This is a genomic window from Rhizobium sp. 01T444 (assembly GCF_056398305.1).
In genome coordinates, this window is record NZ_JBFTPD010000008.1 from 140,618 (window position 1) to 161,317 (window position 20,700).

Below are 20,700 nucleotides of genomic sequence, written 5' to 3' on the forward strand. Positions count from 1 at the left end.
CGGCTCGGTCTCCTCTCAAAGCTTCGCATGCACGAGCTGCTGGGTATATTCATGCTGCGGATCCTGGAAGATCTGGTCGGCGAGCCCCTCTTCGACGGCTTCGCCGTTGCGCATCACCATCACACGATCTGCCATCGTGCGGATAACACCGAGATCATGCGAAACGATGACGATGGTGATCCGGCGTTCGCGCTGCAGCCGCTTCAGCGTGTCGAGCACCAGCGCCTGGACGCTGACATCGAGCCCCGTGGTAGGTTCGTCGAGCAGCAGAAGCGCCGGTTCGAGCGCAATCGCCTTGGCAAGCTGCACGCGCTGCTGCATGCCGCCCGAGAGTTCTGCGGGACGGGCATCCATGCGCGCGACCGGAAATTCCGAGGCATCGAGTGCGCCCTTGGCGCGGGCACGAAGCGTTGCGAAATTCCGCTCGCCGGCGATCAGCAGCCGCTCGGCGACATTTCCGCTGCTCGTATGGTTCATCCTCAAACCAAGATGCGGGTTCTGGTAGACTATGCCGATATGGCGCGCCCGCAGCATGCGCCGCTCGAAACGGTCGAGCGCGAAGAGGTTGATATCCTCGCGGCCGGGAAGCGCCAGCCTGTATTCACCGTCATCCGGCCGGTCTTCTAGGTTCATCATCCTGAGCAAAGTCGATTTGCCGGAACCGGATTCGCCGACGATCCCGAGCACTTCGCCGGGATAGACGGTCACATCGACGCCGCGCAGCGCCTGTACCTTGCCGAAGCTCTTGCGGATGCCGTTCATCGTCAGGATCGGCGAGGACAGCATCAGCCGCGGCGGCTGGCGCCCGGATGCCGAAAGATTGGCGGCAGAAAGATTGGAGGCGGAAAGGGGGGCGGCGCTCATTGCTCGATCTTGCCTTGCTTGTAATAGGTTTCGCCGATGGCAACGGTCTCGCCGTCCTGCTTGCGGATATGCTTGACGCCATACTGGCTGTCGGAAACCTCGAAGGTGGAGGAGCCATCATCCTGCGGTAGTTCGTTCATGAAATAGCCTGTTACGCCGCTGCGGTGACAAATCTTGTCAGCATGATCCTCGACCCGGTAGGGCACGTCGTCGAATACAAGCGGTTCGACGCGGGTGTAGGGTGGCACGGCATGGATGCGCTTTTCGCGGCCGGCCGAGAGGATGGTGAGGTTCGCCGCCTGGTTCATCTTCGGCACATCCCAGCGCGGGATCGGCGAAGGGGTCATCACATGGCGACCATTGACCATGCTCGGATAGCTGGAACCCTGCATAATCCGGCCGGAGCGCACCAGCTGCTCGTAGAGGGTCAACCAGAGTTGGCCGTAATCGGCATCACCATGCATGATACGCGCTTCTGACATGTCCGGCTGGACAGGCCGCAGCGGTTCGGGATTGGGAACCTGCAGCACGAGGATCTGGTCCTCGCGCAGCTTCTCTTCTGGGATGCGGTGGCGCGACTGGATGATGTCTGCCTCCAGCGTATCCAATGTCTCCCGGGCCGAGCTAACCCGGCGCAGGAACTTGCGGATGCTGCTGGCATTGACCGAATCGTCGGCACCCTGATCGATGACCTTGACGACGGATGTCGGCTTCAGGAGCGTCAGCGTCACCTGCAGGCCGCCGGTTCCCCAGCCGCGGGCAATCGGCACTTCGCGGCTGGCATAGGGCACCTGATAACCGGGAATGGCGATGGCTTTGAGGATGCGGCGGCGCATCTCGCGCTTGGCGGATTCGTCCAGGAAGCCATAGCTGAAGGCCGCCCAGGGTTTTGTCAGTTGATCGAGTTTCACGGCATTGCCTTTTCGAGTTCGGCCTGCTTGACGGCGCCGTCCTGGGGTGCGCCGGTTTCATTGGCCGCCTTGTCGGCTTTGACGCGCCTGATAGCATCGAGGCTCGACTGGAAGGTCACGTAATGCGGCAGCTTGAAGTGGATGCAGAAGCCCGAGCTTTCGACGGGTTCCGTATGGTAGAGGACGAATTCCTCATTCGAGGCCGGATGGGGATTGGGCTGATTGGAGGCGAGATCGAGCGAGGCGGCGGCAATGACCTTCACCTCGTTCCAGCCGAACGTGGCGGAAAAGCCGAGTTCGAGGCCCTTGCTCTTGGAGATGACCTCCGTTTGGCTGACGCGCACGCGTCCGGCGCTGAAGAGCGTGCCGCGCGGATGGCGGATGCGCACTTCGGCTTCGGCGAGCCGCAATTCGTTGACGGTCGGATGCACGCTGCCATAACCGCGCATGGTCGAGTAGCCGAGCGCCAGCGTCCCGCCGGTATCGGCACGCGCCAGACTCTGCAGCTTGTGGGCGCGGCTTGCCGGAAAGAGCAGCGGCTCGCGCGTCACATCGGGGATCTCGTCGAGCGGTACGTCTTCCGTTGATGTCTCCTCGATCAGGCCCTGCGCCTTCTGCCAGTCGGTGAGCGACGGCTGGGTGGCGGGTGCGGGTGTCTTTGCGGCTTCCACCGGTTCTGGAACGAAGGTCGTTCCGTTCAGCACATCGACATTCAGCAGACGGTGCGAATAATCGAGCGTCGGCCCGAGGATCTGGCCGCCTGGAATATCCTTGAAGGCTGCCGAAATACGCCGCACTGTAAAGAGATCCCGCTGGCGCACCGGTTCAGCAATCGTCAGGCGCGGCTGGGTGGTGCGATAGGCGCGCAGCAGCAGCACTGCCTCGTAGAGGTCGCCGCCGGACTGGGCCAGCGCCAATGCGGCAAGCTCCGGCGCGTAAAGCGAGGCTTCGCCCATCACGCGGTCGACCAAGTAAGGCAGGCTCTCGCCGATCGCGTCGACACGGGCCTTGTCGATCTGTCCGAGTTCTTCGCGATAGAAGCGCTCGGACTGTTCAATAGCGTGTTCTCCGCCACGTGTTGCAACATAGGCCATCAGAGCACCTCTATCTTGGTGGAGCGGGGAATGCCGATCAGGCTTGCGCCGTCGGCTAGATAGATGTCCCAGCCGAGCGGATAGTGGGTGGCTTCGGCGCGCAGCGCCCAGAAATCCGGATGCACGCCGCCGATCGCGATATCGATGGAACCGTTGACGCCGGGGCCTGTCAGGCGAAGCCTCGTTCCCGATCCGATGATGGCCGGCGCGAAAATCGTTGCGGAGGCATCTGGATAGAGCAGACTGCCGCTGAGCATTACCGAAAGCGCGGAGACTTCGGCGCGGTCGCCGATCGATGCGAAGACATATTCCGCCTGATGCAGGGCAACGGCATTGGCGCCGGTCCCGACAATCTCTGCCTTCAATCTCTCATCGGTGCAGAAGAAGCTGCATTCGCGGTCGAGCAGGCTTTCGGCCAGCGCAAGAAGGCCCTGAAAGGGCAGGGGCTGGACGCGGCCGGGACGGGCAAGTGCCCACATCAGCGCATCGAAGGTGGCGTTCGTGCGCATGTCCTCATCAGTAGGAAGGAGCAAGGTCTGTGTCATCAGAAGGTCTCCATGCGCACGCGCGTCGCTTCGACCTTGCGCAGCCTGATATCGTCGTCCTGAATCTGGCGGCGCTGTTCGCTGGTCAGGAAGGTCTCGATGCCGGTCTTGCCGATCTTGCCTGCGAAACTCGCATCGATGACGGCGATCGCCATGGCATGTTCGAGATCGCGCCCGACGACGGCGCCATAACCTTCTACGCCATGATCCGACAGGCGTATATGGGCCTCGGCCATCAGCACTTCGCCGAGATGGAAGGCCGTGTTATGCACGGTGTCAGTGTAGGGCAGCATCGCAAGGCCGGTGCGGTTCACGAGAACCTCAACCGCTCCCACATCATCGAGCAGTTCCTCTGCAACGGCTTTGATCCCTTCCGCATCCGCCCTGGCAAGTATGTCGAGCATGCTCGCATGGCTAAAGCTGGCAGGGGGCGCGCCGGCTTCCATGGTGTCATTCATCGTCCTGTCCTTTTGCCGTCGTCGCAGCGCGATCCTCCGGCTCGTTATCAATGCTGAATTGCACGCGTTCTCCGGCCCAGACGGTCTCGGAATAGGCGATTGGCCGGCCTTCCATGTCGACGTCGGTTTTCTGGACGACGAGCACCGGCTGCTGGGGCGACTGGGCAAGAAGCTGCGCTTCGTCACCAATCGCGCGGCGGGTGAGGATTATGGTGCTCTGCCTGACATAGTCGGGGATGCCGAAGGCAGCGTAGATGCTGGTGACCGATTCACCCGCGCGGCGGCGCAGGTGCATGTTCGGGAAGCGCTCGACCGGATGGTAGGAATGACTGAGGCTGATCGGCACATCGTCGGCAAAGCCGCGGCGGGCGATCATGTAGACCTTTGCGCCTTCCGGGAGCTTGAGTGCTGTGGAGATCCCCGGCGGCGCCACGATCTCCGACTCAGAGACCGGCTGGCCGGAGGGAACGCGCCCTTGTTCCAGAAGGTTTTTGCGGAAGCGCGTTCGCCGGGCGATATTGTAGGTGATGACGGAGTGCTCTTCCACGAAGGTACCGCGCCCCTGCTCGACCCGCACCTTTCCGGCAGCAGCAAGCTCGGCGATCGCCCGTCGTACGCTGTGGCGGCCGACCTGGAACTGCTCCATGATCTCGGCTTCCGTCGGCAGGCGGCTTCCCGGCTGGAGCGCGCCTGACGCGATATCCCTGTTGATCTGTTTCTCGACGATCTGCCAGTGGCCGGACCGCGATCTTGCTTCGATCGAATGTTCTTCATTAGTCATTCGGATGAATCCAAAATTCATTCGGATGACCTAAACATAGCGGCTATCGGTGACGCTTTTGTGTAAGCGGCGGACGACCTCTTCGCTGATTGACTAGGTGACTGAAGCGAACCGGTCGCGCAGGCCCGGTCCGGAAGATCCGGATGTACAAATATGCTGCCGACGGATTATCATCCGATATCGGCGTCGCGTTCATGTCCGACGCCAGGAGAACCGATGGCACCAGATGACTTGGCGTGGGAGGGAAACGAAATTCAGACTGCGTAGGGATTTTCTGCGGGCGTCGTGAACCAGTGCGGGCCATCTTCGGTCATGTAGATATGGTCTTCGAGGCGAACGCCGAATGTGCCGGGGAAGACGACCATCGGCTCGTTCGAGAAGCACATGCCCGGTGCCAGCAGTGTTTCGTTGCCGCGGACGATATAGGGCGCCTCGTGGATTTCGAGGCCAAGGCCATGGCCGGCGCGATGCGGCAGACCGGGCAGGCGATAGTCCGGTCCGAGCCCATGCCGCACAAACACGTTGCGGGCGGCCACGTCCAGACTTTCGCAGGGCGTGCCGAGTTTTGCCGCATCGAAAACGGCCTGCTGGCCCTCACGCTCGATTGCCCATGCGCGTACGAATTCGCGATTGCCCTCGTCCAGCATATAGGTGCGTGTCAGATCTGAATGATAACCGTCGATCCGGCAGCCCGTATCGACGAGAATGACGTCACCCGCCTGCAGGATCTGTTCGCCATCCGCCCCATGCGGCAGCGCTGTCGCCGCACCAAAGGAGACGATGCAGAAGGTCGAGCCGCCATCGGCGCCGGCAGCGCGATGCTGCTGGTCGATGAAGCGCGCAACGTCCGAGGCGGCTATGCCGGGCGCGAGCGTGTCGTGGACCTTGCGATGAATATCTAGCGTGATACCCATCGCATACCGGATGAGGGCGATTTCAGCCGGCGATTTGATGGCGCGTAGCGCGCGGATGACAGGCCCTGCATCGACAAGGCGGGTCGCCGCTATCTCTCTGGTAAAGGCGTGATAGAAGGCAAGCGGCAATGCATCGTCGAGCGCGAGCTTGCCGGACGGACCGACGAGCCGTGATACCAATGCGGCAGGGCTTTCCTCTTCTTCCCAGACGGCAATCTCGCCGGGCAGGTGCGCCAGGGTCTCGACGCGGCTGCGCTCAAAACCGGGTACGATGTAAGTGAGTTTATCGTCAGTCACGACCGCGCCGAGCAGCCGCTCGCTCAGGTGCCAGACCAGGCCGGTAAAATAGCGTAAGCTCTCTGTCGGGCCGAGCAGCGTGGCGGCGATGCCGTGCGTCTGCATGCACTCGCGCAAGCGCGACAGGCGGTTGCGCCGTTCTTCATCAGTGATGGCTGCGACGGGATGGGACCAGACCGGGAGAGACACGCTATATATCCGTTATCTTTGTCAAAATTGAATGCTTGATTCCAGCATAGGGCAATTGTAGGCAGTGTGTCGACAAACATTCCACAGGATTTGATCATGCTCGTCAGCGAATATACGATCCCCGGGGTTCATGTCTGCGACCATCTCGTCGACGTGCCGCTCGACTGGAAAAAGCCTGATGGCGCCTCGGTCAAGGTCTTCGCGCGCGAGGTTTGCGATCCCGCACGCAAGCAGGAAAAGTTGCCTGTCCTTCTCTTCCTGCAGGGTGGCCCGGGCGGCAAGTCGCCGCGACCGGTCGGCGGCGGTCCGTCCTGGCTCGGCGAGGCGCTCAAGAATTACCGCGTCGTGCTGCTCGATCAGCGCGGTACGGGCAGAAGCACCCGCATCGAGAGCGCCACCATGGCTGCTTTTACGGACGGGAGGGCCGGAGCCGATTATCTCAGCCATTTTCGGGCCGACAATATCATTGCCGATTGCGAGTATCTCCGGAAGACCTTGTTCGGCGGCGTGCGCTGGGAGACGCTTGGTCAGAGCTATGGCGGCTTCCTGACGCTGACTTATCTGTCGCAGGCGCCGGAGGGGCTGGCTGCCTGCTATGTCACGGGCGGGCTGGCTGGGCTCTCGGCAACGGCAGATGAGGTTTATCGCCGCACTTATCTGCGGGTTGCTGCCAAGAACCGGGAATACTACCAGCGCTATCCTGCCGATCGCGACCGCATCGCCCGGATCGCCGAGCGCATTGCCGCCGATGATGTCCGTCTGCCTGACGGGGATCGCTTGACGGTGCGTCGGCTGCAGACCATCGGCATCGATTTCGGCATGGCGCCGGGTTACGAGAACGTGCACTGGCTGGTGGACGAAGCCTTCTCCGATCCGGAGGAAACGCGGTTCTCCGATGCTTTCCTCGCCTCCGTCATGTCGCTGACCTCCTATGATGGAAATCCAATGTTCGCCGTATTGCAGGAAAGCATCTACGGGCAGGGCAAGGGTGCGACCGGCTGGGCGGCAGAGCGTATCCGGTCGGAATTCGCCGAATTCGGTGAAGAGAGCCGGCCGCTCTATCTGACCGGCGAGATGATGTATCCGTGGATGTTTGAGGAAATCCGCTCGCTGCGGCCCTTCCGCGATGCGGTGGAGGCGCTGGCGCGTCACGACGGGTTCGAACCGCTCTACGATCCGGCCCGGCTGGCATCAAGCGAGATCCCGGTCGCCGCAGCGGTCTATTTCGATGACATGTATGTCGATGCCGAGTTGTCACTCGCGACTGCCCGTGATGTCGGCAATATCAAGACCTGGGTGACGAACGAATTCGAACACGACGGCGTGCGCCAGTCAGCCGCTGTCTTCACGCGCCTCAGGCAGATGGTGCGCGATCGCGGCGGCCCCCTCGGTTAATCCGAGGGGTTTCCGCCTTTGGTATGTTCGCACGTACGTCGACGTCAGGCCGAAAGCGACCTGCCGCCGACGGGGTCGAAGAGATGCATGCGGTTCATGTTGAAGGAGAGCGGCATTTTCGTGCGTGGGCGCGGGTCGCTCTCAGGATCGACATTGGCGCACATGCTGACCGAGCCGATGTCGAAATAGATCATCGTTTCCGGCCCCAGCGGCTCCACCAGGTCGACATTCGCCTCGATGGTTTCAAAGCCGGGTTTCGGCGTCAGGCTTGATATCGATTCCGGCCGGATTCCGAAGATGACCGGCTTGCCGGCATGCGCCTGATATTCCTGAAACCGGGTCGCGGGAACCGCAAGCCGGCTGCCGTCTTCCAGGATGACGACCAGCCCATCTCCCTCGGCCTCAAGCATCGCAGTGAGGAAATTCATCGACGGCGAGCCGATAAAGCCGGCCACGAACTGGCTGACAGGATGATGGTAGAGTTCCTGCGGCGGCCCGGCCTGTTCGATGATGCCGCCATTCATGACGACGACGCGATCAGCCATAGTCATGGCCTCGACTTGGTCGTGGGTGACATAGACTGTCGTGGTCGGCAGCAACTGGTGCAGGCGCTTGATCTCGGTGCGCATCTGCACACGCAGCTTGGCATCGAGATTAGACAGCGGCTCGTCGAACAGGAAGACCTTGGGATTGCGCACGATGGCGCGACCCATGGCGACGCGCTGGCGCTGGCCGCCCGAGAGCTGGCCGGGGCGCCGCGACAGGAGTTCGGTAATATGCAGCGTCTCGGCCGCACGGCTGATGCGCTCGTCGATCTCCGCCTTCGGCAGCTTCTGCTGTTCGAGGCAGAAAGAGATGTTCTCGCGCACGCTCATATGCGGATAAAGCGCGTAGTTCTGGAACACCATGGCAATGTCGCGCTTGCCGGGGCCAAGCCGGTTGACGACCTGATCGCCGATGACGATATCGCCGCCGGTGATGTGTTCCAGTCCGGCAATCATGCGCAGCGTCGTCGATTTGCCGCAGCCGGAGGGGCCGACGAAGACGACGAATTCGTTGTCCTCGATATCGAGGTTGATGCCGCGCACGGCTTCGTAAATGCCGTAGGATTTGACCACGTTGCGCAGTTCAAGGCGTGCCATTGTGATCTCCCTACTTTTCGTGCAACCAGACGGCCATTGCGCCCGGCTCTCGGTTTGCCCAGAGATGGTAGGGGATCGCCTTGAATCGCCGCGGCTTCAGCGCCGGCGGCTCGGTGCGATAGAGCGAATTCTGCCAGTCGGAGGCATCGGCTTCCAGCGCGTCGCCTTCGAGAACCGTGGCGCCGCCGAGGAGCGTTTCGTCGAAATTTGCGGCAATCTCGCCCTGCGAGGGCAACCTCAGCCGCTGCGGCTCCGTGCCGAGATCGGCTTCCTCGACGCAGAAGATCACTGGGCCGCGCCGCAGCGCAAAGCGGCCATTGTCCTCCGTTGCCGCCGGATGGGCATAGAGGCGATCGACCGGCATGTCGAAAGCGAGGCGAACCTCGTCGTCATCTTTCCATTCACGTTCGATGGCCGCATAACCCTTGATGATATCCAGCTTGATTGCTTCGCCGTTGACGGAGGCCTTGGCATCGCGGCACCAGCCGGGAATGCGCAGGCGTAGCGTGAAACGCTTCGGCTGATCGAGGCCGAGCGAAATCCCGATATCGCCATTCCAGGGATATTCGGTCTTCTGCTTCAGACGCAGGAAGGAATTGCCGACCGTGAGCTCCGCGGCATTTTCGCCGTAGAGGTGGACAGCAACCTCATCGGCTTTGCTCGAATAGAAATATTGACCGAGCGAGGTGATGAAACGGGCGATATTGGTCGGGCAGCAGGGGCAGTAGTGCCATTTCCAGCGGCGGTTCTGACCGTGGCTTTCGAGCACGTTCTCATAGAAATAATGTTCGCCGTCGCGGGAGATGCCTGACAGCGCGCCATTGTAGAGCACGGTTTCGAGCTTGTCGGTGAATTTGCTGTCGAGCTCGATCTGCGCCATGCGGTGGCTGAAGAAGCCGAGCGCCACGGCCGCGCAGGTCTCGGCATAGGCCGTCTCGTTCGGCAGGTCGTATTCCCTAGTGAAGCCTTCGTTCGAGGCCGAGGGCCCGAGGCCGCCGGTGACATAGAGCTGTCGTCCCACCAGATTGTCGAAGAGCCGGTCGCAGGCGCTCTTCAGGCCCTCGTCATCATTCTCGAACGCAAGATCGGCCATCGCCGAGAACAGATACATGGCACGCACGGCGTGACCCACGACCTGCGTCTGTTCGCGAACCGGCATGTGCGCCTGGCTGTAGGCATAGGTCTGGAAGACATAGCTGGCCGGGTCCTCGCCGCGCTTGCGCGCCTCTTCGTCATAGTAAGAGGGCATCTGGCCGCGTTCGTCGACGAAATAGGTGGCGAGATCAAGGTGGCGGGGATCCTTGGTGACGCGGTAGAGCTTGACCAACGCCAGCTCGATTTCCTCATGCGCGTCGTAGCCGCGCAGCTTGCCCGGCTCACGGCCGAAGGTGTCGATGATGTGATCGACGGCGCGGATCATCACGTCGAGGAAGCGGCGCTTGCCGGTCGCCTCGAAATAGGCGACGGCGCCTTCCAACAGATGGCCCATCGAATACATTTCATGCAGGTCGCGCAGATTGGTCCAGCGCTTCTCCGGCTCGCGGCGGATGAACCAGCTGTTGAGGTAGCCGTCAGTCATCTGGCCATGTTCGAGCTTCTCGACAATCGCGTCGATCTTGGCCTCGATGTCCGGATTCGGATTGTTCTTCAGCGTGTAGCTCGCGGCCTCGATCCACTTGCCGAAATCGGAATCGAAGAAATGCTGCATCGACAGGCCACTCGGCTGGATCGGTCGCGCCAACGGACCGGCCGGCTTGTCGAAATCGAGCACTTCGAGAAAGCCTTCCTCGTCAAGCCGCATATGTTGGGTGGGGATGGTCACGTCGCGGACGGTTTCCGTCCAGCTCTTCCAGAAGCCGCCATTGAAGGCGACGCGGGTATGGTCAGCCGGCAGGTAGCGGTCGATCGGGGATCGTGACTGTGATTTCTGGGCGATGGGCATGGGAACTCCTTGAGCGGACGGGCCGCTTCTCATTTCACGGCGCCGGCCGTCAGGCCGCGCACATAATAGCGTTGCAGAAGAAGGAAGAGGATGATGCAGGGGATCATGGTGACCACGATACCGGCCTGCAGAGCGCCCCAGTCGATGATGCCATAAAGGCCCGAGGACACGTTCACCAGCATGATCGGCAGCGTGAACTTGTTCTGGTCCGACAGGAAGATGAGCGCGGCCAGGAACTCGTTCCACGAATTGAGGAAGGCGAACATCGCCACCGTCGCCACGCCGGGCAGCGCAATGGGCAGCATGATGCGGCGCAGGATCGTTGCCTGCGAGGCGCCATCGATGCGCGCCGCCTCGATCAACGCCTTCGGCACGGCATCAAAGGCATTGCGCATCATGAAGACGGAAAACGGCAGCTGGAAGGTGACGTAGATCAGCACCAGGCCGAAGAGGTTGTTCTGCAGCCCGAGCAGCTTCAGGATCAGGAACAGCGGCGTCAGGATCGACTGGAACGGGATCATCATCGTCGCCATGATCAGCACGAAGAGGAGCGACTGGCCGGGAAACCGGAACTTGGAGAAGCCGTAGCCGGCCGGCACGGAGACGACCACCGTCAGCACAACCGTGCCGACTGCGATCATCACCGAATTGGCAGCGTACACATACCAGCCGGCGCCGACATTCTCGAGCCGCCGGTAATTTTCCAGCGAGAAGGTCTTGGAAAACAGCGCGGCCGGGTTGGCGAGCGCCTCGGCAGCCGGCTTGAAGGAATTCGCCAGCGACCAGACGATCGGCATGATGAAGAAGATCGCCAACAGGATCGATGCCAGCAGGAAGAGCAGGTAGCCCGTCTGGCCGCCCCGCGGATTGGTGTTCATCTTGGATGGGGTCACGGTCATTAGCCTTCCTCCGGGCGCTCGCGCAGCAGCACGAATTGAATGGCGCTGATGGCGACCAGCACGATCAGCAGCGCGAAGGAGAGCGCCGAACCGTAGCCGAGCCGATAGGATGAGAAGGATGCCAGGTAGATGGAAAATACCGCCGAGATCGTGCTGTTTTCCGGCCCACCCTGGGTGATGATGAAGAATTGGTCGAAGGCGAGCATCGAGGAGGTGACATTGAGGACCAGAGCCAGCACCAGCGAATTGCGCATCAGCGGCAGGGTAATACAGCGGAACCGGCTGAAGACGCTGGCGCCGTCGATCTTGGCGGCCTCGATGACATCGTTGGAAATGCCCTGCAGGCCGGTCAGCAGGATGACCATCGTGAAGCCTGCGGTTTTCCAGACGACCATCAGGATGATCACGGCCATCGCTGGCCAGAAGCTTTCGAGCGGGCGCGGTGCCGAGCTGATGAGACCTATGCCACGCAGAACCTGAGCGAAGACGCCGCTGTCAGGATTGAGCAGCCACATCCAGAGTGTGGAGGCCGCGCCGAAACCGATGACGACAGGCATGAAGAAGATGGTGCGGAAAAAGCCGGCCGAGCGCAGTGGGCGATCGACGAGCAGTGCCAAGGGAAAGGCAACGGCGAAGATCGCGGCCGTCACCAGCACGGTATAGAGCATCGTGAAGCCCAGCGAATGCCAGAGCTGCATGTCGCCCAGCAGTTCGCCGTAGTTGGCAAGACCGATGAATTTCTTTCGGCCTAGCAGCGGCCAGTTGTAGAAGCTCATCCATATCGTCATGGCGAGCGGAACGAGAAACAGCACCAGGATGAACAGAAAGCCGGGCAGGATGAAGGCCAGCCCTAGCCAGCCCTTCGGCTCCGGCTCTCCGGAGATCGGCTGTTTTATGTGTGTTGTCGGCGTGTCGACCACTGTCATTCCTCGAAGATTTCAAAACCGCGCGTCGGCATCCGCGGAAGGAGCGGGGCGGGAGGCCGCCCCGCTTGAGATGTGATTACGGATTGGTGCGATCGAGGATCTTGGTGAAGTCGTCCTGCGCCTTCTTGATCGAGCCGTCGACATCATCGCCGAAAATCGTGCCCTGGATCAGGTTGAGGAACGGGCCGGTGCGGCTGACGAACAACTCATCCGAGGAGAAGGTATAGGGCGTGCGCGCCTTTGCCAGGATATCGTAGGCGATCAGATTGCGTGGGTCGAACTTGGCATAGGCTTCCTTGGCAAGATCCGTGCGCGACGGCATGCCGGATTCCTGGGTAATGTAGACCTGCTGGTCGGGCTCCATGTAGAATTTCACGAAGTCGAGCGCGACCTTCTTCTTCTCCTCGCTGATGCCCTTGATGAGGGCCACCGTATCGCCGCCGGCAAAGCTCGATGCGCCGCCCTTAGGACCTGGGATCGGGGCGACCGCGAACTTGACGTCGGGATATTTGCTGGTCAGCAGGTTGACGATGTAGGAGCCGGTCATGAGGATGCCGACCTTGCCGGAGGCGAAGGCTTCGACGGCGTTGTTGCCGTTGCCTGAACGGGAGGTCGGATGAATGGCGCCTTCCTTCCACATGTCGCGATAGGCAGCAATGGTGTCGCGCAGCGCCGGCGTGTCGACGGTCGCCGTGCGGCCGTCATCGGAGAGCACGTCGCCATTGGCCGCCCACAGATGCGGCAGGAAGTCGTAGATCAGCCAGCTGCCGGAATTGGCGACGAAGTAGAAGCCGTAGGTTTCCTTGTCGAGCGCATGGATCTTCTTGGCGTCGGCGGCAATCTCATCGAGCGAGGCCGGAGCCTTGTTCGGGTCAAGGCCGGCCTTCTTGAAGAGGTCGGTGTTGTAAGCGATGATCGAGGCATCCGGCAGCGCCGGCACGCCGTAGACCTTTCCGTCATAAGTGGCAAGGCGGATGTGCGACGGGCTGAGTGCTGCCGAATAGGGCAGACCCTTGACGAAGTCGCTGATGTCCTCAAGGCTGTCATTGGCTGCAAAGGTCGGCAGGTAGATCAGATCAAGGACCGCCCCATCAGGCGCTGCGCCGCCGGCGATTGCGGCGCCGAGCTTCGGCACCATCTGCTCGGCGGTGATCTGGGTCACGTTAACCTTGTCGGAATGCGAAGCATTGTACTTTTCGGCCAGGCCCTGAAGCACGGCACCCGAAGATGTGCGCACCCATAGCGTGATTTCTTCGGCGCTGGCGAGAGAAGAGCTCGCCAGCAACGCAACAGCGGCAATCGTGGTTTTCAAATGTAACATATGGGTTCCCCTTCTCTTATGCGAGGCTCCTCTGCCTCAAGACGAAGATGACGTTAACGGAGAAAATTTTTCATGTCGACAGTCTGTATGCATCAAAAGACCATCTTTTTGTTAAAACCTTTTAGCAGCTAAATTTTTTCTGCTAAAAGGTTTTAACAAGCCAGTTGAACAGGTGCGAATTTGAAGGAATCTGGTGGCAGCCGACATACGATCCGTGACGTTGCGAAGGCTGCGGGCGTAAGTATTTCAACTGCGTCGAACGCGCTGAATGGCACTGGGCGAACCAATGTCGAGACCCGTGAAAAGGTGCGACGGATCGCCGAGGAGATCGGATTTCGACCGAACGCGCTCGCGCGTGGGTTGTTGACCAAGCGCAGCCATGCGATCGGCATGCTGACCAACGATACATACGGGCGTCTGACGCTACCGATGGCGAGCGGCGTATCGGAAGTGCTTGTTGACCATGGCGTCTCCCTTTTCCTTTGCGCCACCAACAATGATCCAAGGCTGGCAAGACTGCATCTCGAAGCGCTGCGCGACCGGCAGGTCGACGGCATCATCTTCACCGCGACGCGCATTGATCTGGAACCACCGCCGGAACTGACCCAATTGGGCATTCCAGTCGTCTACGTCTTCGCGCAGGGACCCGCGGACAGCGTCAGCTTTCATCCCGACGACGCTCAAGGTGCGCGGCTTGCGGTTGAACATCTCCAGAGCCTCGGCCGCTCCCGCATCCTGCACATTACCGGCGAGCAGAACTATCGTGCCGCCTGTATTCGCGCCGAGGCCTATCGGGAGCTCGTGGGACAGACGGCCGAGGTCATGTTCGGTGACTGGTCGGAAGAATGGGGGCATGCGGCGATCGAGACGGTCTTCTCGCGATCCGGGGCCAAACCGGATGCGATCTTCTGTGGCAGCGACGAGATCGCTCGCGGCGTCATCGATGCGCTGCGCGACAGAAACGTCTCCATCCCCGGCGACGTTGCGGTCGTCGGGTTCGACAATTGGGAAGTCGTCTCACGGCAGACACGCCCGCCGCTCACGACCGTTGACATGGAACTCAAGGAACTCGGTCACCGCGCCGGGCTTGCGATCCTCGGTTTCTCGAAAGGTGAACCGGTCCAACCTGGCGTCGAGAGGTTGCCGTGTACGCTCGTCGTTCGCCGGTCTGCCGGCCAGGGCGATCAATCCTAAGCCGGCACGGTCTATCCGCATGCGGCCTGACTGGCTTCGTCCTCGGTATCCTCCTTGTTATCAACGGCGCGCGGCTTCAACGCCTTTGTCAAACAAAGGGCTGCGACGATGATCGGCAGGCAGACAAGGTAGGAAACTCTGATGCCGGCATGTTCGGCGACAAAGCCGAGAAGGGGCGGGGCCAGGAAGAATACGACGAAGGACATCTGCCCGAGAGCCGCGACATTGAGATGGGCTGGGCGATCAGTTCGTTGTGCCGCCGCAGAAACAGCGAGCGGATAGACCGCGCTGCAGCCGCCGCCCATCAGCGCAAAACCGAACAGTGCGACATAGGGGTGTGGCGCAAGCCAGACGGCGCAGAGCCCGACTACCGCGAGAACCAGCAGAAACGTGGCGACGGCGCGCGCGCCAAATCGGTCGACTTGCGGATCGACGAACAGTCGGGCGACCGCCATGAAAAAGGTGAACAGCGTCAGGCCAAGGCCGCCGATAAAGGGTTCGACCGCGAAGGTGTCACGCATATAGATCGCCGACCAGTCAATACCTGCGCCTTCCACCAGAAAGGCGGCAATGCCGATCACGCAAAGTGGCATGAGCCCCCATGTCGGCAGCGCCATACTTGGGCCTTCCACATGCTCAACTCCGGCACGGGCCGGCGCATTCTCTATGCCCGAGATGACGACAATGCCGACGATCAAGACGAAAGTGAATGTCAGCGCAAGATGCAGATGCATTGGCACGCCCGCCTGACGAACGGCAGAGCCGACGAGTGCGGTCAGGAAGAATCCAAGGCTCCAGAAGCCATGTGCCCTGTTCATCACGCCGCGGCCGAGTTGGGCTTCGATGCGATCGATCTCGACATTGAGATTGATCTCCAGGGCGCCGGCCAGCAAGCCCTCACAGAAGAGGATGAAGAAAACCAGCCAGGCGGCATTGGCCCAGGGAATGGTTGCCAGTAGCGCGGACGTGCCGAGCACCGTCAGGAACGCCGTCTTGCGCGCGCCGAAGCGCGCAATCAGCGGCGACGCGAATGTCAAGGAAATCAACGCACCGATCGCTGCGCCGATCAGCGTGAGGCCGAGTTCCGACTTGTTGACGCCCAGGGCGTCCTGTAGGTCGGGCAGGCGCGAAAGCAGTGCTCCCATCGAAATGGCGAAGAGAAAGAAGCAGACATAGATCCGGTGTTGCGGCTGGATATGCATTCGATCGCTCCGGGATGATCGGTTCGGGAGTTTGGTCTCAATCGCAGCGACGGCGAGAAAAGACAATTTCGAGTGGCATTTCCGAGATATATCTTGTTGACGGCAACCGCAACAACAACCTTAACTAGTTGTCGACAGACTGGCGGACTGTGTCATCACAGCCGCAGGGCAGCGCGTTAAACCATCGTATATCTGACCTTTCCTCGTGCGTGGACTTAGCTTGCCCAGGTCGTAGCGAGCCTCAGAGGAGAAAGATACGATGCTCAAGTCCATGACCACTGCCGCGCTGGCGCTGTCACTTGCCGCAGCCCCGGCTTTCGCGGCCCAGAAGGCCCACAATGCCAAGATCACGGTCGTCTTCGACCATGAATTGCCAAACGTCCCGGGCAAAAGTATGCGCGGCGTTCTCGTTGAATACGGGCCGGGCGGATATAATCCCGCGCATACCCACGCGAAGAGCGCTTTCATCTACGCGACGGTCATCGAGGGTGAAATCAAAAGCAAGGTGAACGACGGCAAGGAAAAGGTCTTCAGAACCGGTGAAAACTGGATCGAAGTACCCGGCGATCATCACTTGGTAAGTGCGAATGCCAGCAAGACGAAGCCGGCAAAAATTCTGGCCGTATTCGTCGTCGATACCAAGGAAACGGAACTGACGACGCCCGATCCCTGATCGAGAAGTCGATGCGTTGAGCGGGAAGGGGATGTCCCTTCAGCACCTTCCCGTATTTTTCGGTCTTACAATGCCTCTCGTTATCACTTTGCGACGGAAACGGGATTAGGGCCGGCCGGGCCGCGCGGGAACGGATGCCATCAGTCGCGCAAATGCCGCTTGAGATCGCACACCCGTCTTGGATAGGAGCCTTGCTGTATGTGTTTTGACGGTGTTGGGAGACAGGGCAAGGATCCTGGCGGTTTCTGGAACCGAAAATCCGCAGCCGACAAGCACAGCCACTTTCGTTTCCGCGGCGGTTAGGCTGAAGATGCTGCGAAGCTGCTCTGCCTGCCCGGTGGCGCGGCTTTCCGCATCGACGATCTGAAGAAGCACGCGGGCGCCGGAATCTGCCGGGTCCCATGCGACGAAGGAATTTGGCGGTAGTGGAGTGACCTGCGCGAGGTAGGGCGGCAGGCCCGACGGTCGGAGAATCTGGACAGCGCCCTGCAATTGCGTGGCGGTTCCGGTTGCGATTTCGATGGCTTGCCGTATCGCATGAGCCAGAGCCTTGGAGCTGCTGGAAACGCTTGGAAGCGCCGAGCGCTCATGTCTGTTGATGGAAAGGCCGTCGCCCCGTCTCAGGATGTCTTCTGCGGCGGAATTCAGCAAGACGATTTCGCCCTGGCCATCGAGCAGCATGGCCGCATCGGGCAGGGCCTCGAGCAGCCGCTGCAGAAGGCTGGCTTCTCGTCTTATGCTTCCGACATGAAGGGAAAGCTCTATCGAGCGGGAAAGATGCGGCGTCAATTGCAGGAGCTTCCGGGCCGCCTGGGCGTTTTCGGTGTCCTGGGCCTTGGAGAGAAAAAGCGCTACCCCGCCGATACCGCCGCGTTCGTGCAGGCTGGCGTGAGGAACGAAAAGCTGATTGTAGATGTTTTGAGGCGCGCAGATGTCGGCATAGTATGCGGTGCGCCGAACGGCGGCATCATCGATGAGCTCATTGCCGATCGCCACCTGATCCGGCTGAACTTTCTCGAACGCCTTTGCATAGGGATTGCCGGCGTAATGCTGCAAATAAAGGTCATTCAGATCTTCGCGCATCCGGCCGGGGATCAGAAAGCTGCTTTTCCCATCAGGGGCCTGATAGACAATGTTGCCGGCTGTTGCTCCGACATAGTCGACAACCGCGCATAATGTGCTGGACCACAACTGTATGTTTACAGAAGCCCGATAGATGGCATCGACAATATCCGCATGCTCCATTTGACTGTCTTTCGATTGGTAAAGTCATATGAGCGGCCGAAGCCGAATATTAGTCTGGCCAAATCTTTTAGAGGAGAGACTGATACTTGAGCATCACCCGATTGGGTGATGATAGAAAACTCCGTGGTTTATCAACGAATAAGGCCGAGTATCTGAAACCATCTAGTCGGTTCCTGCCATGAGACGCCGATTGGTCTGGCATGGAAGGCGATACGGCATGTCGCGTTGTCGATGCTCGTCCATCCCTCAGGTGTGGAGTTTCGAACTCGCCCAAGCGACGGAAATAGACGCAATCTATGCGGGATAAGGCGCCGCTTGCTAGCGCTGTCGGCGATATGTGCCTACGGATTATGTCCATAATGTTGACCATTCAAAATTAAGTAAAAAACAAGTTTTCCTCTCAAGAATTAGGGTACTCGACGCATGAGAGGACGATATGAGCGAAGAACAGATTAAGCGGCCGATTTGGATCCGCATCACAGCCTACGGGTTCGCTGCGGTTTTGTTTGCGAGCGCAGCAATCGGTGGTCTTGCTTGGCATCGCCAGAGCGCGATGAGCGATCAATCGCTTCAGAAGGAGCTCTCGGCCGACCTGCACGTCATCCAGACCGATATGGATGCGCAGAAACGCGCGGCTGCCGGGCTTGCAGTAGCCCTTGCCGGTGAGCCTGAAACGGCTGATCTGATCGCCAAGAATGATCGGGCATCCATTCTTGCAAAATACACGGCCAGCCTGCCGGCGATCAAAGCGCAAGGCCTTCAGCTCATCACCTTCAGCAATGGCGATGGCCTCGCAGTCGCACGTATCCACACGCCTGATACTTTCGGCGACGATCTCAAGGGACGTCGCAAGATGATCGTTGCGGCGCTGACGCAGGGTAAACTGAATGCAGGCATCGAACCTGGGCGGACCGCCGTCAGCATGTTTGCCTCGGCCCCCGTTATCAAGGAGGGCAAGACCGTCGGCGTCGTCGATGTCGGCACCTCGCTCACGAATGACTATTTTGCGCCGCTTGCAAAATCCGTCGATGCCGAAGTTGCGGTCCATATCCTGCAGGACGGGAAATTTGTGCCGCAGGCCTCGACCTTCGGAGACAAGACGATCCTCACCCAGGAACAGTTGCAGGCGGGTTTCAACGGTGACCGCGTCCGTGTCCATGCCGTTCTCGGCAACAAGGACTATGAAGTTACCGCCATTCCCTTCGAAGATTTCTCCGGTCGCAAGATCGGTGTCTTCGAAATCGGTTCCGATGTGACGGAGATCGTCGAAGCATCGCAGCAGGCGCTCTGGATGGCTGGGATCGGCACAGTCGTCGTTTCACTTATTTCGCTGCTCGGCTTCCTCGTCTTCGCGCGTTCGATTGCGTCGGTCATGAAGAAGACCACAGGCACAATGGCGCGTCTGGCCGCAGGTGATATCAATGTCGAGGTCGAAGGTCAGGGCCGGCCTGACGAAATCGGCGCGATGGCCCGTGCCGTTCAGGTCTTCAAGCAGAACGCGATCGAGCGGGTTCGCCTCGAACAGGAGGCGGAAGCCAATCGCAGCTTGAGCGAAAGAGAGCAGATCGAGCGCGAGAAGGAAAAGGCGAAGGACGCTGCCGATGTGCAGTTTGCCGTCGACAATCTCGCTGCCGGCCTGTCAAAGCTTGCCGAGGGCGATGTGTCCTACCGGATCGCGCAGCCCTTCGTGGCAAGGCTCGATGGCGTTCGCAGCGACTTCAATGACTCCGCCGACAAGCTGCAATCCGCGTTGAACCGGGTGTCGCAGAATGCCCGCGGCATCGACTCGGGAGCAAACGAGATCAAGTCAGCTGCCGACGATCTCGCCAAGCGCACCGAGCAGCAGGCGGCGGCTCTCGAAGAGACGGCTGCTGCTCTCGAAGAAATCACCACGACCGTCAAGGGTTCCAGCAAACGCGCCCAGGATGTCGGCCAGCTCGTGGCCCGTGCCAAAACGGGCGCCGAACATTCTGGTGAGGTGGTCCGCAAGGCCGTGCTCGCCATGGAGCAGATCTCCAAGTCTTCCGGTGAGATCGGCAATATCATCGGCGTGATCGACGACATCGCCTTCCAGACGAACCTGCTGGCGCTCAACGCCGGTGTTGAAGCAGCCCGCGCTGGCGAGGCCGGCAAGGGCTTTGCCGTCGTCGCGCAGGAAGTGCGTGAACTGGCGCAGCGCTCCGCAATGGCGGCCAGAGAGATCAAGGATCTGATCACGGCCTCGAATGCGCAGGTGCATGCAGGTGTGCAGCTGGTCGACGATACCGGCAAGGCGCTTCAGGCGATCGTTTCGGAGGTTCAGGAAATCAACCGACATATCGCTGCGATCGTCGAAGCATCGCAGGAGCAGTCGTTGGGCCTCGACCAGATCAACACGGCCGTCAATCAGATGGACCAGGATACGCAGAAGAACGCTGCCATGGTCGAAGAGTCGACCGCTGCAAGCTACAATCTTGCGAAGGAGGTTGCGTCGCTCAACCAGCTTCTGGCTCAATTCAAGCTGAACGAAGCAGGCTATGCTTCGCATTCGGCGCCTGTTCGAAGCGCCGGGCGAAACGCTACGCCGGCGCCGTCTCCCGCCCGGGCGCTCGGTCGCAAGATTGCCTCCGCATTCTCAGGAAATGCCGCACTGGATACCAAGGGCGGCAACTGGGAAGAGTTCTGAGGTTAGACCCGTCAAAGCAAGACAAGGTGCGGCGATCATCGCC

18 protein-coding genes are annotated in these 20,700 nt (G+C 60.4%); 4 read left to right on the forward strand and 14 right to left on the reverse strand.

All coding sequences use genetic code 11. The features are described from left to right. Window positions 1-15 precede the first annotated feature (15 nt). The 7 genes from AC1DTN_RS14240 to AC1DTN_RS14270 all read right to left on the reverse strand — a co-directional run bounded on the left by AC1DTN_RS14240 (window position 16) and on the right by AC1DTN_RS14270 (window position 6,053). The gene (locus tag AC1DTN_RS14240) at window positions 16-864 is read right to left on the reverse strand and encodes an ATP-binding cassette domain-containing protein (RefSeq protein ID WP_442207526.1); all 849 of its coding nucleotides are present in this window, start codon (window positions 862-864) and stop codon (window positions 16-18) included. Then, window positions 861-1,775 carry an alpha-D-ribose 1-methylphosphonate 5-phosphate C-P-lyase PhnJ gene (locus tag AC1DTN_RS14245; protein WP_442207527.1) on the reverse strand — a complete coding sequence of 305 codons (915 nt, stop codon included), beginning with the start codon at window positions 1,773-1,775 and terminating at the stop codon, window positions 861-863. Before AC1DTN_RS14245 ends, AC1DTN_RS14240 begins: the two co-directional genes overlap by 4 nt. Continuing rightward, on the reverse strand, window positions 1,772-2,869 hold the full coding sequence (locus AC1DTN_RS14250; protein WP_442207528.1) for a carbon-phosphorus lyase complex subunit PhnI: 1,098 nt from the start codon (window positions 2,867-2,869) through the stop codon (window positions 1,772-1,774). Before AC1DTN_RS14250 ends, AC1DTN_RS14245 begins: the two co-directional genes overlap by 4 nt. Further along, window positions 2,869-3,414, reverse strand: a complete 546-nt coding sequence (phnH, locus tag AC1DTN_RS14255) for a phosphonate C-P lyase system protein PhnH (protein WP_442207529.1) — start codon at window positions 3,412-3,414, stop codon at window positions 2,869-2,871. Before phnH ends, AC1DTN_RS14250 begins: the two co-directional genes overlap by 1 nt. After that, on the reverse strand, window positions 3,414-3,872 hold the full coding sequence (locus tag AC1DTN_RS14260) for a phosphonate C-P lyase system protein PhnG (RefSeq protein WP_442207530.1): 459 nt from the start codon (window positions 3,870-3,872) through the stop codon (window positions 3,414-3,416). Before AC1DTN_RS14260 ends, phnH begins: the two co-directional genes overlap by 1 nt. Further along, window positions 3,865-4,653, reverse strand: a complete 789-nt coding sequence (phnF, locus tag AC1DTN_RS14265; protein WP_442207531.1) for a phosphonate metabolism transcriptional regulator PhnF — start codon at window positions 4,651-4,653, stop codon at window positions 3,865-3,867. The genes AC1DTN_RS14260 and phnF overlap by 8 nt, the downstream gene beginning before the upstream one ends. A 254-nt stretch (window positions 4,654-4,907) precedes the next feature. Further along, on the reverse strand, window positions 4,908-6,053 hold the full coding sequence (locus AC1DTN_RS14270; RefSeq protein WP_442207532.1) for a M24 family metallopeptidase: 1,146 nt from the start codon (window positions 6,051-6,053) through the stop codon (window positions 4,908-4,910). 96 nt (window positions 6,054-6,149) lie between these two features. On the opposite strand from AC1DTN_RS14270, the gene AC1DTN_RS14275 reads away from it, so the two are divergent. Beyond that, complete coding sequence (locus AC1DTN_RS14275) at window positions 6,150-7,448, forward strand: alpha/beta fold hydrolase (RefSeq protein ID WP_442207533.1); 1,299 nt, start codon at window positions 6,150-6,152, stop codon at window positions 7,446-7,448. Between the two features lie 44 nt (window positions 7,449-7,492). Here AC1DTN_RS14275 and AC1DTN_RS14280 read toward each other — a convergent pair whose 3' ends face one another. The 5 genes from AC1DTN_RS14280 to AC1DTN_RS14300 all read right to left on the reverse strand — a co-directional run bounded on the left by AC1DTN_RS14280 (window position 7,493) and on the right by AC1DTN_RS14300 (window position 13,678). Further along, window positions 7,493-8,590 carry an ABC transporter ATP-binding protein gene (locus AC1DTN_RS14280; protein WP_477921488.1) on the reverse strand — a complete coding sequence of 366 codons (1,098 nt, stop codon included), beginning with the start codon at window positions 8,588-8,590 and terminating at the stop codon, window positions 7,493-7,495. A gap of 10 nt (window positions 8,591-8,600) precedes the next feature. Next, the gene (locus tag AC1DTN_RS14285) at window positions 8,601-10,532 is read right to left on the reverse strand and encodes a glycoside hydrolase family 127 protein (RefSeq protein WP_442207535.1); all 1,932 of its coding nucleotides are present in this window, start codon (window positions 10,530-10,532) and stop codon (window positions 8,601-8,603) included. 29 nt (window positions 10,533-10,561) lie between these two features. Then, window positions 10,562-11,410, reverse strand: a complete 849-nt coding sequence (locus AC1DTN_RS14290) for a carbohydrate ABC transporter permease (protein WP_442207575.1) — start codon at window positions 11,408-11,410, stop codon at window positions 10,562-10,564. A 20-nt stretch (window positions 11,411-11,430) separates the two neighbouring features. Then, on the reverse strand, window positions 11,431-12,357 hold the full coding sequence (locus AC1DTN_RS14295) for a carbohydrate ABC transporter permease (RefSeq protein ID WP_442207536.1): 927 nt from the start codon (window positions 12,355-12,357) through the stop codon (window positions 11,431-11,433). Between the two features lie 76 nt (window positions 12,358-12,433). Further along, on the reverse strand, window positions 12,434-13,678 hold the full coding sequence (locus tag AC1DTN_RS14300; protein WP_442207537.1) for an ABC transporter substrate-binding protein: 1,245 nt from the start codon (window positions 13,676-13,678) through the stop codon (window positions 12,434-12,436). A 180-nt stretch (window positions 13,679-13,858) separates the two neighbouring features. Between AC1DTN_RS14300 and AC1DTN_RS14305 the strand changes: the two genes are divergently transcribed. Beyond that, entirely contained in the window at window positions 13,859-14,872 is a 1,014-nt protein-coding gene (locus AC1DTN_RS14305) for a LacI family DNA-binding transcriptional regulator (protein ID WP_442207538.1), read from the forward strand. 11 nt (window positions 14,873-14,883) lie between these two features. On the opposite strand, the gene AC1DTN_RS14310 is transcribed toward AC1DTN_RS14305, so the two are convergent. Further along, window positions 14,884-16,074 (reverse strand): MFS transporter, encoded by a 1,191-nt coding sequence (locus AC1DTN_RS14310; protein ID WP_442207539.1) that lies wholly within the window; start codon window positions 16,072-16,074, stop codon window positions 14,884-14,886. A gap of 259 nt (window positions 16,075-16,333) precedes the next feature. On the opposite strand from AC1DTN_RS14310, the gene AC1DTN_RS14315 reads away from it, so the two are divergent. Then, entirely contained in the window at window positions 16,334-16,747 is a 414-nt protein-coding gene (locus AC1DTN_RS14315; protein ID WP_442207540.1) for a cupin domain-containing protein, read from the forward strand. Window positions 16,748-16,852: 105 nt separating this feature from the next. Here the strand turns inward: AC1DTN_RS14315 and AC1DTN_RS14320 are convergent, their stop codons facing one another. Continuing rightward, on the reverse strand, window positions 16,853-17,992 hold the full coding sequence (locus AC1DTN_RS14320) for a helix-turn-helix transcriptional regulator (RefSeq protein WP_442207541.1): 1,140 nt from the start codon (window positions 17,990-17,992) through the stop codon (window positions 16,853-16,855). A gap of 436 nt (window positions 17,993-18,428) precedes the next feature. Between AC1DTN_RS14320 and AC1DTN_RS14325 the strand changes: the two genes are divergently transcribed. After that, window positions 18,429-20,657: a methyl-accepting chemotaxis protein gene (locus AC1DTN_RS14325; RefSeq protein WP_477921491.1), complete on the forward strand. Its 2,229-nt coding sequence runs from the start codon at window positions 18,429-18,431 to the stop codon at window positions 20,655-20,657. Window positions 20,658-20,700: the final 43 nt, after the last annotated feature.